The sequence below is a fragment of the Streptomyces sp. NPDC059989 genome (genome assembly GCF_042736975.1).
Classification (GTDB): Bacteria; Actinomycetota; Actinomycetes; order Streptomycetales; family Streptomycetaceae; genus Streptomyces.
The window spans coordinates 223053-239574 of record NZ_JBHWUO010000004.1 but is presented as its reverse complement, the minus strand read 5'-3'; the positions used below and the strand labels follow the sequence as shown (position 1 = coordinate 239574).

At 72.6% G+C, this 16522-nt stretch carries 5 protein-coding genes; all 5 read right to left on the bottom strand.

Annotated features, from left to right (window positions below; translation table 11 throughout):
• Positions 1 to 4: 4 nt before the first annotated feature.
• A complete protein-coding gene (locus tag ACFWBN_RS05875) occupies positions 5 to 1708 on the bottom strand; it encodes an ABC transporter ATP-binding protein (RefSeq protein ID WP_385171122.1) in 1704 nt (567 codons plus the stop codon).
• Entirely contained in the window at positions 1695 to 12602 is a 10908-nt protein-coding gene (locus ACFWBN_RS05870) for an amino acid adenylation domain-containing protein (RefSeq protein WP_385171120.1), read from the bottom strand. Before ACFWBN_RS05870 ends, ACFWBN_RS05875 begins: the two co-directional genes overlap by 14 nt.
• A gap of 55 nt (positions 12603 to 12657) precedes the next feature.
• Positions 12658 to 14460 (bottom strand): ABC transporter ATP-binding protein, encoded by a 1803-nt coding sequence (locus tag ACFWBN_RS05865; protein WP_385171117.1) that lies wholly within the window; start codon positions 14458 to 14460, stop codon positions 12658 to 12660.
• Entirely contained in the window at positions 14457 to 15533 is a 1077-nt protein-coding gene (locus tag ACFWBN_RS05860) for an iron-siderophore ABC transporter substrate-binding protein (protein ID WP_385171114.1), read from the bottom strand. The genes ACFWBN_RS05865 and ACFWBN_RS05860 overlap by 4 nt, the downstream gene beginning before the upstream one ends.
• A 112-nt stretch (positions 15534 to 15645) precedes the next feature.
• Positions 15646 to 16515: an ABC transporter ATP-binding protein gene (locus ACFWBN_RS05855; RefSeq protein WP_385171112.1), complete on the bottom strand. Its 870-nt coding sequence runs from the start codon at positions 16513 to 16515 to the stop codon at positions 15646 to 15648.
• Between the last annotated feature and the right edge of the window lie 7 nt (positions 16516 to 16522).

Sequence of the window (16522 nt, the reverse complement as noted above, 5' to 3'; positions counted from 1 at the left end):
CGGATCACCGGGCCACCGCCAGACAGTAGCCCTCGTCGGTGGCGAGGAGGTTGCGGTGGGTGTCCTCCGCGGTGATGACCCCGTCGTCCAGGACGAGGACGCGGTCGGCGGCGTCCAGGAGGGCCGGGCTGCTGGTGATCACGACGGTGGTGCGGCCCCGGCGCAGCTCCGCGATGTTGCGCGCGATGAGCTGTTCGGTGACCGCGTCGACGGCCGTCGTGGGGTCGTGCAGGACGAGGATCTCGCTGTCGGCGGCGAGGGCGCGGGCCAGCGACAGCCGTTGGCGCTGGCCGCCGGAGAGGTTCGCACCGCGGTCGCGGACCCCGTGGTCGAGTCCTTCCCGGTGGAGGGCGACCACGTCGGTCAGCATGGAGGCCTCCACGGCCTCGGGGACCGTCCGGCTGGTGCCCGACGGGTCGATGTTGGTGCGGAGGGTGCCCGCGAAGATCTCCCCTTCGTACGGGTTCACCAGCATGTGCTCGCGGACCGCCTCGATCGAGAGGTCGGCGATCTCCTGCCCGCTGACCCGCACCGCTCCCTCGTACGCGCCGGGCGGCACCTTCACGGCCAGGAGCGCGGCGAGGTCGGCGGCCGCGCGCGGCTGGTACACGGCGATCGCCACGAACTCACCGGCGGGCACCTGGAACTTCAGCGCGCGCAGGGCCCCGTACCGGACGCAGTCGATCTCCAGGTCCCCGCCGGCGGCCGGGCGCTGCGGCCCCGGGGTCGTGACCGGTGGCGCGACGAGCACCAGCGCCATCCGCTCGGCCGACGCACGCGCCATCATCACGTACTTGGGCATGTCCGAGAACATCTTGAGGGGTTCCATGATGAACTGGGCCAGTCCCACGGCCATGACGAGTTCCCCGATGGTGATCCGGCCGTCGAAGGCCAGCCGGCCGGCCGTCAGGGTCACGGCGACGGCGAGGACCGCGTTGAGGGCCGACGCGGTGCCCGCGTACGCGCCGTTCACCACGGCCACGGTGATCGCCTGGTGCTTCGCCTCCGTGCTGACCCTCCGGTAGGACCCGAAGGCGGCGTGGTTGCCACCGAAGCCGTGCAGCGGGCGCAGGCCGGTGATCAGGTCGGCGACCTTGGCACCCGCCCGCGCCACCCGCGCCTGCTGCTCGCGGGTGCTGGAGCCGATCCGCCGGGACATCACGCTCAGGATCGACAGGATCGCGACGGTTCCCGCGATCACCAGCAGGCCGAGCCGGACGTCGGCGAGGCCGAGCGCGACCGCCGCGACCAGCACCGCGACCAGCGAACTGATCAGCAGCGGCACCACCTCGATGATGTCGGCCGTCTGGTCGGCGTCCTCGGTGGCGATGGTCAGCACCTCGCCGGACTTGAGGTCGACGTCCCTGGCCACGGGCTGGAGTCCGCAGTCCGCGACCCGCACCCGCCATCGGTGCGCCTCGGTCGTGTTGGCCTTCTGCAGGATGCGCATGCCGAACCGCCACGACAGCGACACGGTCGTGATGATCACGGCGAGCGCGCCGATCGACACGGCGAGCGCGCCAAAGCTGCGCTCCCCCCGCATCGTGTGCTCGACGATCAGGCCGAGCGCGATGGGGAAGGCCGTCTCACCGGCCTGGTAGAGGCCCATGAGGACGGTGCCCCAGGTCATGGCGCCGACGTTGCGGCGCAGTGCGGTACGGAGGATGTCGGACCCCGCGCGGGGCCGCTGCGCGTCAGGAGTTGTCATCGAGGTGGCGGGCCATCGCTTCGGGGGTTCGCAGGGTGAACAGATCACGGATCGTGACCACAGGACCGTACTCCCGGCGGAGCAGCCCGATCAGCCGCACCGCCAGCATGGAGTGCCCTCCGAGGGACACGAAGTCGCTCACCGCGCTCACCTCGTCGTCGTCCAGGTCCAGTGCCTCGGCGAAGAACGCGCAGACCGCGGTCTCGGTATCGGTCTCCGGGCCGCGCTCCCCCGCCGTCGTCAGCGCGCCGAGCGGCTTGGCCTCCGGCAAGGCCTTGGTGTCGGCCTTCCCGTTCACCGTCAGCGGGATGGCGTCGACCTGTGCGTAGTGCGTCGGGCGCAGGAAGTCCGGCAGCGCGGCGCCCACTTCGGCGGCCACCGCCGCCAACTCACCGCCGTGCAGTACGAGGTAGGCGGCCAGCCGGTACGCGCCGTCGACCTGAGGGTCGGGCTGGGCGACCGCGGCGACGAACCGCACCGCCGGGTGCGCGGCGAACGCCGCCTCGACCTCGCCCGGTTCGACGCGGTGCCCCCGGATCTTGATCTGCTGGTCGGTGCGGCCCAGGTACATCAGGTTCCCGTCGGGCCGTCGGAGCACCAGGTCCCCGGTGCGGTACATCCGCTCGCCGGGTGCGCCGAACGGGCACGCGACGAAGCGGTGCGCGGTCTGGGCGGACTGGCCGAGGTAGCCGCGGGCGATGCCGACGCCCGACACGTACAGCTCGCCCGGAACCCCGTCCGGCAGCGGGCGCAGCCACGGGTCCAGTACGTACACGTCGGTGTTGTCGATGGCCACGCCCACCACCGGGTCCGCGCATTCGAAGGTGCCGACGCCGAGGGTGTTGATGGTGTATTCGGTGGGCCCGTACAGGTTGTAGCCGGCCGTCCCCCGGGTCTCGGCGAGCCGCTGCCACAGCGCCGGGGTGACGGCCTCCCCGCCCAGGATCACCAGGGGCGGCCGGCGGGCCGGGTCGTCGAGCAGGCCCTCGGCCACCAGCTGCTGCGCGTAGGTCGGCGTCACGTTGATGACGTCGATCCCGTGCTCCAGGCAGTACTCGACGAGCCGGGGGGCGTCGCGGCGCAGTTCCTCGTCGCAGATGTGCACCTCGTGGCCGTCGGCGAGCCACAGCAGCTCCTCCCACGACATGTCGAAGGCGAACGACACGGTGTGCGCGATGCGGAAGACCCGGTGGCCGTGGTCGGCCAGCACCGGCTCGAAGATCCGGCGCTGATGGTTGATCAGCATGTTGGTGAGCCCGGCGTACTCGGTCACCACGCCCTTCGGCCGCCCGGTGGAGCCGGAAGTGTAGATCGTGTACGCGGGGTGCCGCAGGCGGTCGGGGTCGTCCGGGGCGAACGTCACGAACGGCTCGGCCCCGGGGAGGGGCCGGTCCAGCTCGATCAGGTCGCCGGTCAGGCGGGGCGACACGGCACTCACGGTGAGGATCACGTCCGGGCGGGCGTCCTCGACGATCGCGGCGATCCGCTCGTCCGGATGGTCCAGTTCCAGCGGAACGTACGCGGCGCCCGTGCGCAGTACGGCGAACAGCGCCACGATCGAGTCGAGGGAGCGCGGGATCGCCAGGCCCACGGTCTTCTCGGGGCCGATCCCGCGCCGGGCGAGGACGCCGGCCAGCGCGCGGCTGCGGTCCCGGAGGCCGCCGAAGGTCATGGTCCGGCCGTGGGCGACGAGCGCGACCCGCTGCGGGTCCCGGTCCGCCGCCCGGTCGAAGCGGTCCACCACCGTGTCCGTGCCGATGTCCGTGCGGTCGGCGGACCCGGGATGCGGCGCCAGGCCGGGGAGCGCGCCCACCGGGCCGGTGGACCGGGCCAGGTCTTCGAGTACGCGCAGGTAGTCGTCGAGGAGCCGCCGGGCGGCCGCCGTGTCGTGATCGCGGTACTCCAGCTTGACCGTCAGCCGGTCGCCGGGGGTGACGACCCAGGTGAACGGGTAGTGCGTGGAGTCGTCGGCGCGCACCGCGGTGATCCCGTGCCGGGCGTTCATCTCGGCGAACGCGTCCATGTCCAGGAAGTTCTGGAGTACGAACAGGTTGTCGAACAGGGTGTCGTGGCCGCCGGCCCGCTGGATCTCGCCGAGCCCGAGGTGCTCGTGCTCCATCGCCGCGACCCGCGCCGCCTGTACGGCCGACAGGTACTCCCGGACCGTGTCACCGGGCCGGGCCCTGGTCCACATGGGCACGGTGTTGAGCAGGACGCCGACGATGCCGGCCAGGCCCTCACCCTCCCGGCCGGAGACGGTCACGCCGAACACGGCGTCGCCGCGGCCCGTACGCGCGCCCAGCAGGAGGCCGAACGCGCCGGTCAGCACCGAGTTCAGGGTGACGCCGTGCTCCTTGGCCGCTTCCCTGAGCAGTTCCGACTGTCGGTCGGAGAGCGTGTGCACGAGCGTGCCCGGCAGGTCGTCGGTGAGGGCCGGCGCCGGTCCGGCGAGCAGTGTGGGGCCCGGGAGGCCGGTCAGGTACTCGGACCAGAAGCGTTCCGCTCCGGCCTGATCCCTGGCGGCGAGTTCCCGGGCGTACTCCTCGAAGCCCGGCGTGGCCGGGGCCGCGGCCGTCAACTCGCCGGAGACGGCGGCCTCGTAGGCGTCGAAGAGGTCCCGCAGCACGATTTCGCGGGACCAGCCGTCCCACAGCAGGAGGTGGTAGCTCAGCAGCAGGCCGTCGCGGCCGTCGGGCCGGCGCACCACGGTCAGCCGGATCAGCGGAGGCTCGCCCGGGTCGAATCCCGTGTCGCGGTCCCGGGCGAGCAGGGCGTCGACCTCCGCGTCCGTCGAGAGGGCGAGCGTGCGGACGCCGACCCGCCCGCCGGCTGCCAGGACCTGCACCGCGTTTCCGTCGTCGTCGGTGGTGAAGCCGGCGCCCACGACCGGGTGCCGTGCGATCACCCAGGCCATCGCCTCGGCCAGCGCCTCGGTGTCCAGGCGGCGGTCGAAGGTGAACCAGCTCTGTGCGACGTAGTGTCCGGCCGGGCCGGCCAGCTGGGCCTGAAAGAACAGGCCCCGCTGGAGCGGGGTGACCGGCGCCGTGCGCTCGGCCGTCGCGGCGGCGTCCGCGATGCGTTCCAGCGCGCCGAGCCAGTGCCCGGTGATCTCGTCGGGGATGCCCTCGGCGAGGGTGAAGGCCGCGTGCAGGCTGCCGGTCGCCGCGTCGGTCCAGGCGTTGACCTCGACGGCGTACGGGCCGCTCTCCTCGCCGCCGGTGATGTGCAGCGCCTGTGACTCGTCGCCCCTGCCGAGGTAGTTGAAGAGCACCTGCGGCCGGTCGTCCAGCAGCGGGGCGGTCTGCGGGTCGAGGTACCTGAGCCGGCCGTACGCGAGGTGCGCGCGCTCGTCCGGCCGGCGTTCGGCGACCTCGCGCGCCGCCGCGACGGGGTCGGTGTGCGCCGTGAGCCGCACGGGCGCGATGGAGGTGAACCAGCCGACCGTACGGGTGTAGTCGTGGTGCGGCAGCACCGGCTCCCGGCCGTGCCGCTCCAGGTCGAACGCCAGATCGGTGGGCGCGGGCTGGATGCGCGTCAGCGCGGTGCGCAGCGCACCGCACAGCAGCTCGGTGAGGCCGGTACCGAGTGCGGCGGGCGCGGTGCGCGTCACGAGGTCGCTCACGTCGGGCGGGAGCACCACCGTGGTCTCGCGCAGCACCTCGACGGCGGGCAGCAGCGGGGGCGCCTGGAGGGTGGAGATCCAGTGCCCGAGGCCGTCGGCCGGGTGGCCGGACCCGTAGGCGAGTGCTTGCGCGTACTCGGCGTAGGACGTGGTCGGCGGCGCCAGGGGGATGCCGCGCAGGGCGGCGGCCAGGTCGTCCAGCAGGATCAGCCAGGACACCGCGTCGACGGCGAGGTGGTGCACGGTGACGACCAGGGTCCGGCGGTCCTCCAGCCAGGTGAACGCGATGACGTGTCCGGCCTCGGGGTCGAGCCGTCCGGCGGCTTCGTTCGCCGCGGTCGTCGCGTCGGCGGCGTCGGTCCGTACGACGGTGACCTCGCGGGAGGGGTCGGTGCGCAGGGCCCACACCCCGTGCTCGACGCGCAGCCGCAGCCGGAGGGCCGGGTGCGCGGCCACGACGGCGCCGGCGGCGCGCTCGACGTCGGCGAAGCCGGTTCCCTCGGCCGCCACCAGCGCCCTGGCCTGCGCGAACCGGGCGAGGGATCCGCCCAGTTCGCGCCGGCGCAGGATGATCGGTGTCGGCGTGAGCGGGCCGTCCTCGCGGGCGGCGGCGGGGGCGGGGGCGGGCGCCTGCGGTGTGCTCGTCGCCAGGTGCTCGGCGAGCGCGCGCGGTGTCCTGTGCAGGAACACGTCCCGCGGGGCGATCGCGAGGCCGAGCGCCCTGGCGCGGTTGACCACGGTGATGGCGAGGATGCTGTCGCCGCCGGCCCGGAAGAAGTCGCAGTCGCCGTCCACGGCGGTGCCGGGGAGCGTCCGGGTGAAGATGTCGACCAGTGCGGTGAGCGCGGAGCCCGTCGCGGCCACCGGTGTGTCGTGGCGTGCGGCCCGCTCGGTCAGGGCCTGGCGGTCCAGTTTGCCGTTGACCGTCAGCGGCAGGGCATCGACCGGCAGCACCCGGCCGGGCACCATGTGCGCGGGCAGCTTGGCGGACAGCGGACCGGTGAGGTCCGTGAGGTCGCCGGGCACCCGGCCCACGACGTGCGCGATCAGGTGGTCGCCGCTGTCCGCCACGGTGACGGCCACGTCGACCACGCCGTCGAGCTCCCTGATCGCGGACTCGACCTCGCCGGGCTCGATGCGGAATCCCTTGAGCTGCACCTGCTCGTCGGCGCGGCCGGTGAACTCCAGCCCGCCGTCGAGCGTACGGCGGGCGAGGTCGCCCGTGTGGTACATGCGGGAGCCGCCGCCCGCGAACGGGTCCGCCACGAAACGGCCCGCGGTGAGCGCCGGCCGGCCGAGGTAGCCGAGCGACACCTGGTCGCCGGCGACGTAGATGGCACCCACCCGGCCCGGCGGCACCGGTCGCAGCCGGTCGTCGAGCAGATAGGTCGTCAGGCCGGGAAGGGGACCGCCGATCGGGCTGACGGCGTCGCCGCGGTCGAAGTCCTCGTCGGTCAGGACCCGGTGGGTGACGTGCACGGTGGTCTCGGTGATGCCGTACATGTTGACCAGCTCGGGCGAGGCGGCGCCGTGCCGCTCGACCCAGCCGCGCAGCCGCCCCAGGTCCAGCGCCTCGCCGCCGAGGACGACCCGGCGCAGTGCGGGGAGCGGCTCGCCGGCCTGCCGGTCGGCTTCGATGAACTGGTGGAACGCCGAGGGGGTGTGGTTGAGCACGGTCACTCCGCGCTCGCGCACCAGCCGGTGGAAGTCGGCCGGGGAGCGGGTCAGCCCGTACTCCGGCACCAGCAGTTCACCGCCGTGCGCCAGCGCGCCCCACAGCTCCCAGACCGCGAAGTCGAAGGAGTACGAGTGGAACTGGACCCACACGTCGTGCGGGCCGAAGTCCATGGCGGGCCGGGTGTTCGCGAGCAGGGTCACCACGCTGGAGTGCGGGACGACGACGCCCTTGGGGCTGCCGGTCGATCCTGAGGTGTAGATGACGTATGCGGGATCGTGCCAGTTCGCCTCGGGCACGGGCACGGAGTCGTCCTGGGCGTCCTGCGGCGGCTCGTCCCCCTGTACGAGCACGCGGGCCGGCACCCCCGCCCGGGCCAGCAGCCGTGTGAAGCGGTCCCGTTGCTCAGGGTCCACGAGCACGGCCTGCGGAGCGGCGTCGGCGAGGATGTACTCCAGCCGCTCGTCCGGGTAGGCGAGGTCCAGCGGTACGTACGCACCGCCCGCTGTGACGATCGCGACCAGGGCGACGACCTGTTCGGCGGAACGGGGAACGGCGACGGCGACGCGTTTCCCCGGCCCGACGCCGGCCGCGCGCAGGGCTCCTGCCAACTCGTTCTTCGCGTCCGCCAGTTCGCCGTAGGTCAGTGACCGGGTTCCGCCGTCGAGCGCGCACTGGGTGACGGCGGTGGCGGCCGGGGCGCGGTGCGCGGCGGCGTCGAACAGTGCGCCCAAGGTCGTCGGGGCGATCGGCGCGGCACGCCCGGGGCCCTCGGACGCCAGGTCGTCGACCAGGGCCTCCGGCTGGGTGAGCAGGCCGGTGAGGGTGCGGGTGAAGGTGTGCAGGATCGCCCGGGCGCCCGCCTCCCGCAGCAGCGCGCCGTCGTGGATCAGGTTGAAGCGCGGACGGCCGCCGGGTGCCCGCTCCACCACGAGGGTCAACGGGTAGTGCGGGGCGCCCTCGTTCACGATGCCGGTGATGACCAGGGTGTCGTCGGATCCCTGCAGGCCTGCCACATCCGTCGCGACGTCGAAGACCACCAGGGTGTCGAACAGCGGGCCGGCGCCGGCCTGGCGGCTGATGCGCGCCAGCGAGACGTGCTGGTGCGCCAGTACCGCGCTCTGGTGTTCCCGTACCGAGGCGAGCAGGTCGCGCGCCGTGGTGGCCGGGGTCCACCGGGCGCGCACGGGGACCGTGTTGATGAACAGGCCCACCATGTCCTCGATGCCGGGCACGTCCGCGTCGCGCCCGGACACCGTGGAGCCGAACACGACGTCCCTGCCGTGCAGCACCCCGCCGAGGGTCAGCGCCCAGGCGCTGTGCACGGCGGCGCTCAGCGGCACACCGGCCGACCGGGCGGCTTCGTCGATGTCCCCGTCCGGCTCCACGGCGGTATCGGCGAAGCGGTCGGACGGCGTGTGCCCCTCGGCGACCAGCGAAGGGCCGGGCAGCTCGGCGAGCTGTTCGCGCCACACCCGGTCGCTCTCGTCCTCGTCGCGTTCGGCCAGCCAGCGCACGTAGTCGGTGAAACCGCCGAGCGGGTACACGGTCCCCGGCGCGTGGTACTCGGCCAGCAGCGCTCGGAGCATCGGCGGCACCGACCAGCCGTCGGCGATGATGTGGTGCACGGTCTGCACCAGGACGCTGCGGCCGGAGCCCGCGCGGATGAGGGTGAAGCGCATCAGCGGGCCGGAGGCCAGGTCGAACCCCGTGCGACGGTCCCGCTCGGCGTGCTCGCGGATCTCCTCGCCGGTGATGCCGGGGCGGTCCAGCGTGGTGAACGGAGCCTGCACACCCTTGTCCAGTACGCAGACGACACGGCCATCGGCGAGGGCGGTGAACCGCGCGGCCAGGTTGGGGAACAGCGCGAGCAACCGGCTGGCCGCCGCCGCGAGCCGGTCGGCGTCCACCTCCCCTTCCAGCGTCAGCAGTTGCTGCTCGACGTAACTGCCCGCGGAGTCGTCGTCGAAGACCGAGTGGAAGTACAGGCCCTCCTGCAGCGGGGTGAGCGGCAGGACGTCCCGCAGCGCCGGGCCGTCAAGGTCGTCGACATCGGCCTGGGTGAGCGCCACCAGACCGAAGTCACTGGGAGAGTGGCCGCCCCGGTCCAGTACGGCCAGCCCGGCCAAGGCCTCCCGGAAGTACGCGCCGATGGTCGCGATGTCCTCGTCGGTGAACATCCCGTCGGGCCAGGAGAGGGTGGTGACCAGCTCGTACGCGCCGGCCCGGGCGGGTTCGGCGATGGCGTTGAACTCCAGGGCCCGCGGCAGCCGCATCCTCGGATCGCGCCTCTCCCCCAACTGACCTGTGGTGCCGGAGAGTTCCCAGTCGCCGGATGCCCCCGCATCGAAGCGGCCCAGGTAGTTGAACAGCACCTGGGGTGCGGGCGGGTCGAACCCGGTGCCGGTGAGGTAGCGCAGGGCGCCGTAGGGCAGGCCGTTGCCCGGCACCCGGGCGAGGTCCTCCTTGACCGCCTTCAGGGCGCCGGCCAGGTACTCGGGCGCGCTGAAGTCGGCGGCGGCGCCGGGGTCCACGGTCACCGGGAAGAGGGTGGTGAACCAGCCCACGGTCCGCGAGAGCTCCGGCTCGAAGCCGGCTGCTCCCGCCACGAGGTGTCCTTCGCGGCCGTGGCCCTCCAGCTCGATGTGCGCGAAGGTCTGGTCCTGCCCGAGGTCGCGGCGCCACCGGGCGAGCGTGACGGCGAGCGCGGTCAGCAGCACGTCGTTGACGCCCGCGTGGAACTTGGCGGGGATCTCGCCCAGCAGCGCGGCCGTGACCTCGGGGCCGACGGAGACGGTCGTCGTCCGCTCCCGCGCAACGGTGTCGGCCTCGGACAGCGCGCGCCTGCCCACCGGTACGTCCGGCCCGGGCAGGGGGCGCAGGAAGGAGGCGCGGTCCGCGTCGAACTCCGCGCGCTCCAGCAGCTGCGTCCAGCGCCGGAACGACGTGCCTACGGGGGGCAGCTCGATCGGCGTGCCCGAGGAGAACTGCCGCCACGCCGTGGCGAGGTCCTCCCGCAGGATCCGCCAGGACACTCCGTCGACCACCACGTGGTGGACGACCACGACCAGCTGCCGTGCCGCGCGGCGCCACACGGCCCGCAGCATGACGCCGTGGTCCGGGTCGAGCCCCGCGGTGGCGAGCGCGACCACCTCGTCGAGCGGCCGGTCGCTCTCCTGCCATCCGGCGGCGGCCGGGCCTGCCTCCGGGATGTCGAAGCTCCAGCGGTCGCCGCGCACCAGCCTGGCGCGGAGCATGTCGTGCCGTCCGACCAGGGCGGCGAGGATCTCGTCGAGGGCGTCGGCGGTCAGGTCCGCCGGGGTGTTGAGCACCACCGACTGCACGAAGCCGTCGATGGCGTCGGTGGTCTCGCCGAGCCACTGCACGATGGGCGACCCCACGACGGAACCGGTGGCGACATCGCCGTGGTCCACGGTGGCGGCGCCTTCCCGGCTCGCCACCGCCGCCAGTGCCCCGACGGTGCCGTGGGTGAAGACCTGCCGTGCCGTGACGTGCAGACCCGCCTCGCGCAACGCGCTCAGCAGGGAGATGGCCAGGATGCTGTCGCCGCCGAGCTGGAAGAAGTCCTGCTCGACACCGACCTCGTCCAGCCGCAGCAGCGCCGCGACCGCCGCGCCGACCAGGCGCTCGTTCTCGGTGGTGGGCGCGATGAGCGGGCCCGTTCCGAGCTCGGGCTCGGGCAGCGCGCCGCGGTCGAGCTTGCCGTTCGCGGTGAGCGGGAACTCCTTCATCACGACGATGTGGGCGGGCACCATGTACTCCACCATGTGCCCGGCGGCCCAGGCCTTGACCTCGTCGGCCCGCAGGTCCTCGCTCCCGGCGGCCGGGATCACGTACCCCACCAGGTAGGTGCCGCCCGCCGTGTTCTTCCGCGCGACGACGCAGGTGTGCCGTACCCCGGGATGCTCCGCGAGGCCCACCTCGACGTCCTCGATCTCCAGCCGCATGCCGCGGATCTTGATCTGGTTGTCGGCCCGGCCCAGGAAGTCCAGTGACCCGTCAGGGGCGAACCGTGCGAGGTCACCGGTCCGGTAGAGCCGGGACCCGTCCCCTGCGAAGGGGTTGGCGACGAACCGGGAGGCCGTCAGGCCCGGCGCGCCCGCGTATCCGCGCCCCAGGAGGAAGCCGCCCACGTACAGCTCGCCGCCCACGCCGACCGGGACGGGGCGCAACTCGTCGTCCAGCACGTACAGCTGGGTGTTGGGGTTGGCCTTGCCGATCGAGGTGGACAGGCGTTGCGCCGCGCCCCGGTAGATGACGTGCGAGACGCCGATCGTCGTCTCGGCCGGGCCGTAGCCGTGGTACATGGGTATGCCGAGCCGGGTGCGGAACCGCTCGTACAGCTCCGGGGTCAGCACCTCGCCGCCGCACCACACGTGCCGCAGGCTGTCCAGCCGCCCGGAGTCGCCGGCGATCTCCAGGAGCACGTCCAGCATGGACGACACCAGGTACGTGAAGGTGACGCGCTGCTCGGCGATCACGCTCAGCAGGTGGTGCGGGTCGCGTTCGCCGCCGGGCCGCAGGACCACCAGCCTGCCGCCGGACACCAGGGGCAGGAAGATCTCGTTGATGGAGATGTCGAAGGACAGCGGTGCCTTGAACACCGAGGCGTCGTCGTGGCCGAAGCCCAGGATCTCGCCGGCCTGCCAGAGCAGGCGTTCGGCGATCGCCTCGTGGCGGATCATCGCGCCCTTGGGCCGGCCGGTCGAGCCGGACGTGAAGATCACGTAGGCCAGGGCGCCGCCGGGGACGGTGATACCGGTCCCCTCGGCGGGGTAGGAGCCGAACCGCCAGTCGCCCAGGTCGACGGCCACGGCTTCCGGTTCGCCCGGGGCGTGTTCGCCCGAGCCGCCCAGCTGGAGCACGACGCGCGCGTCGTCGATGACGACGGCTCGGCGCGCGGCCGGCCACTGCGGGTCGAGCGGTACGAACGCGGCCCCCGCCTGGAGCACGGCGAGCAGTCCGATCACCATGTCGGCGGAGCGGCCCAGGGAAATGCCGACGACCTGTTCGGCGGTGATCCCGCGTTCGATCAGGTGGTGCGCCAACTGGCTCGACAGTTCGGCCGCCTGACCGTACGTCAGTGCTCTGTGCTCGTCGACGATGGCGACGGCGTCCGGCCTGGTCCGTGCCTGCTCGCGGAACATCTCGACGAGGGTCGGGCGGACCCGGTCCGCCCGCGTGTCGTTCCACTCGGCCAGGGTCTCGATCCTCGCCGCCACGCTGGACGGGCCGATGGTGCCGAGGGGCCGGTCCGGGAAGTCGGCCAGGTCGTCCAGCGCGAGCTGCGCGTCGGCCGGTAAGACGCCGTCCGGGACGGCGATGCTCCGGCCGTCCGCGCCTACCTCCCAACCGGCCGCACCCGCACCGCCGTTGTCGACCCACCCGAGGACATCGGCGAACAACGTCCCGGAGGTGAGCTCCATGCCGTCGGGATCGCGGCCCGTCGCCCAGTACGACAGTCCGATCGAGCAGGCTTCGGCGATGGTCCTGTCGGAGTAGTCGCCGGTTCGCCGGCGCACGCCGGCCAGGCGCGTGCGGGAAAGCCGCACGAGACGAGCGGTCGATTCCGTCATCGAAGACTCAACGCCCCTTCTGGATCAGCAAGTTGACTCACCGCATCGGGGTGGGCTAGCTACCCTCGCGCCAGGCCCGCCACAGTCGTGCGTAGCGGCCGCCCAGAGCCACCAACTCCTCGTGCGTGCCGTGCTCCACGACGCGTCCCGCGTCCAGCACGGCGATCCGGTCCGCCGCCATCGCCTGCGTCAGCCGGTGCGCGACGAACAGCGTGGTCCGCCCCGCGCACGCGGCGAGCACGGCCCGCTCCAGCTCCGCCGCACCCTCGCTGCCCGCCTCCGCCGTCGACTCGTCGAGCACCACCACCGGCGACCGGCCCAGCACCAGCCGGGCCAGGGCGATCTGGGCGACCTTGGTGACGTCCAGGCGCTCGCCGCCCTCCCCGACCAGGGTGTCGAGCCCGTCGGGCAGGGCCTCGACCCACCGGTCGGCGCCGACCGTGCGCAGGGCGTCCATCAGCTCGGCGTCGGTCGCCTCCGGCGCGGCCAGCCGCAGGTCGTCGGCGAGCGGACCGGAGAACACGTGCGTCTCCTGCGTCAGGATGCTCACCAGGGCCCGCGCCCCGGCCTCGTCCAGACCGGCGAGATCGGTCGTTCCGATGCGCACCGACCCGGCCTGCGGGCTCCCGATGCCCGCGATCAGCGCGGCCAGCGTCGACTTGCCCGCGCCGGTCGCCCCCACCAGTGCGAGCGAACCGCCCGCCGGGATCGCCAGGTCGACGTCCCGGAGGACCGGGTCCTCGGTGTCGGGATAGCTGAACGTCAGGCCCTTCACCGTCACCGCGCAGGGGATGCCGACCGTCGGCAGGTCGAGCGCCGGCGCGACGCCCGGGGTTCCCACCAGCCGGTCCTCCGCGTCCTCCCCGAGCACGCCGACCAGCCGCGTCAGGCTCGCGCCCGACTTCTGCGCCTCGTCGAAGGTGAACATGATGGAGCCCAGCGGGGTGAACAGCCGGTGGAAGAGCAGCGGGGCCGCCGAGACCTCGCCCAGGCTGGCGGCATCGGCCTCCAGCAGGGCGTACCCCACCACGATGATGAGCACCAGTCCGATGAACTCGGCGCGGTTCTCCCTGCCGACGAACCGGCCGAAGAGCCGGAACACCTCGATGCCGAGGTTGCGCACCCGCCACGACTCGTCGGTGACCTTCTCGCGGACGGCTCCTTCCAGGCGGTACGCCCGGACCGTGTCGATCCCGTTCAGTCCGCTGATCAGCGCCTGCGCACGGTCGGCCTGGACCGCCCGCTGCTGCCGGTAGAGGGGGGCGGACCGGGGGAGGTACCAGCGCAGGGCCAGCGCGTACGCGGGCAGCGCGCCGGCGCCCGCCAGCCCGAGCCGCCAGTCCAGGCCGAACATGCCGATCGTGGCGATGACGACCAGCACGCCCGCCGAGAACACGGTGGGGACGGCCGTGCGGATTCCCCTGGACAGCACGGCGACGTCGTCACCGACCCGGGACAGCACGTCTCCCCGCCCGACCTGCTCGACCCGTGCGCTGGGCATCGCCAGCACCGCCCGTACCGCGTCTTCCCGCAGCCGCGCGAGCAGGTCCGCGCCCAGCCGCCCCACCAGGTAGGCCGACAGGGCGGTGGCCGCCGCGCCGAGCAGGGCGGCGGCCACCATCAGCACCCCCGTCGTGACCAGGATGGAGCGCGACGCGCCCGCGACCACCCCGTCCACGACCCTGCCGAGCAGGAGCAGCGGGAGTACCTGCAGCGCCGCCCCGGCGACCGTCGTGAGCACGGTGGCCGAGGTCAGCCACGGCACTTCGCGGCAGTGCGCCGCCACCCAGCGGGTGGCCTCGCGGCCGGTCGTCGTGCGCAGGGTCGACGGGGCGACGCGCGGCTGCGTGGTGCTCACACCTGGCCGGCCGACTTGACGAGTTCGTCGATCGCGTAGGGCAGGGAGAGCAGGGTGCCCTGGGACATGGCGGCGCCGACCGCCGGGCCTTCGCCGTCCAGGAGGTACGACACCTTCCCGTTCTTGACTGCGGACAGGTTGGTGAACAGCTCGAACTTCTTCAGCGCTTCCTGGTCCGCCTTGTCGGCGATGACGAAGATGCGGTCGACGTCGACCAGGTCCATGCGTTCGGGGGAGAGCGTGGTGTAGAACTTCCCGTCGGCGATCTTGTCGATCTCGGTCTGGCCCTTGAAACCGATGCCCGTCACCAGCCGTCCGCGTACGTCGGTGGTGGTGAACGGCGCCACCGAGTCCTTGTACCAGGACAGTGCGACGGCGGTCTGGTTCGCGAACTCGGGGTGTGCCTTCTTGGCCGTGTCGAGCTTGTCCTGGATGCCCTTGACCAGCTCGGCACCCTTGGCCTCCTGCCCCAGGGCCTTGGCGATGTGGACCGCGTTGTCCTGCCACGGGGCGCTGAACGGCTCCTTCTCGGCCTTGGTGCGGCCCACCGTCGGGGCGATCTTGGAGAGCTTCTCGTAGCCGGCCTGGTCGATCTCGGAGTAGACCGCGATGATCAGGTCCGGTCGCAGGGCGGCGATCTTCTCGTAGTTCGGCCCGGAGTCGCCGTTGTTCATGACGACCTCGGGGCGGGCCTCGCCCCACTTCTCCTTGACCCAGGGCCACTGGGTGTTGATGTCGGGGCTCGTGCCCGGCGGGTTCGGGTACTGGTCGACCATGCCGACCGGCTTGATGCCGAGCGCCAGGATGGCCTGGTCGTCGGTGTAGCCGACGGAGACGACCCGCCGGGGAGCCTTGGTGATCTTCGTGGATCCGAACGCGTGCTCCACGGTGACCGGGAAGGTGCCGGCCGCGGCTGCCGGGTCGGTGTCGCTCTTCTTGTCGGCCCGGTCCTCCGAGCCGGAACCGCATCCGGCGAGGAGGCCGACCCCGAGGGCCGCGGCGGACAGTACCGCCGCCGACCGCCGCTGCCGCCGCCGCCGGGAATTCGTACGAGTCGTTCGATGGAGAAGCATCCGCAATCCCTTGCTTTCGTGCCATCCATTGCAGCCCAGCCCGAGGGCAGGCAAACCCTACCGCGCCCAAGTGAGGCTAGCCTAGCCTTACTTGAACCGTATCTTTGTCCAACTAGCCGAGCCGGCCGAGTTGGACGTGGGTACGGCCTATCGGCACGATGAGCGGCCGGTCCCCCACCGGATCCTCGATCACCTTGGCCCGCAGGCCGAAGGCCTCGTGCAGCAACTCGGCGGTGATCACGTCACGCGGGTGCCCCTGCGCCAGGATCGACCCCGCCCTCATCACGACGAGGTTGTCGCTGTAGCGCGTGGCCAGATTGAGGTCGTGCAGCACCATGACCACGGTGCATCCCGACTCGTGCAGGTCGTCCACCAGGTCGAGCACGTCGATCGCGTGCGCCAGGTCCAGGTAGGTGGTCGGCTCGTCCAGCAGCAGCAGGTCGGTGCCCTGGGCCAGCGTCATCGAGATCCAGACGCGCTGGCGCTGCCCGCCGGAGAGCGCGTCGACCGGACGTTCGGCCAGGTCGGCCACCCCGGTCATGGCCAGCGCCCGCTCCACGACGTCGGCGTCGTCCGACGACCACTGCCGCAGCCAGCTCTGGTGCGGATGGCGGCCCCTGGCGACCAGGTCGGCCACCGTGAGCCCGTCCGGCGCGACCGGTGCCTGCGGGAGCAGCCCGAGCTTCTTCGCCACGTCCCTCGTCCTGAGCGTGGCGATGTCCGCGCCGTCCAGTACGACCGCCCCCTTGGTCGGCTTGAGCAGCCGCGAGAGGGTCCGCAGCAGGGTCGACTTCCCGCAGCCGTTGGAGCCGATGATCGTGGTGATCACCCCCGGCGGGATCGCCACGTCGAGGTCCTCGATGACGCTCCGGCCGCCGTACCCGACCGTGACGCCCCTGGCGGCCAGCCGTGCGGAGCCGGCACCCCCGGACCCGGTCCCGGCGATGTTCGATGCGGCCACAACTCCCCCTGATGTAGGCATTTCTGAA

Bases quoted from the DNA above. Each gene is read 5' to 3' on its own strand.
- ACFWBN_RS05875 (WP_385171122.1), bottom strand. From the start codon at position 1,708: ATGACAACTCCTGACGCGCAGCGGCCCCGCGCGGGGTCCGACATCCTC.
- ACFWBN_RS05870 (WP_385171120.1), bottom strand. From the start codon at position 12,602: ATGACGGAATCGACCGCTCGTCTCGTGCGGCTTTCCCGCACGCGCCTG.
- ACFWBN_RS05860 (WP_385171114.1), bottom strand. From the start codon at position 15,533: ATGCTTCTCCATCGAACGACTCGTACGAATTCCCGGCGGCGGCGGCAG.
- ACFWBN_RS05855 (WP_385171112.1), bottom strand. From the start codon at position 16,515: ATGCCTACATCAGGGGGAGTTGTGGCCGCATCGAACATCGCCGGGACC.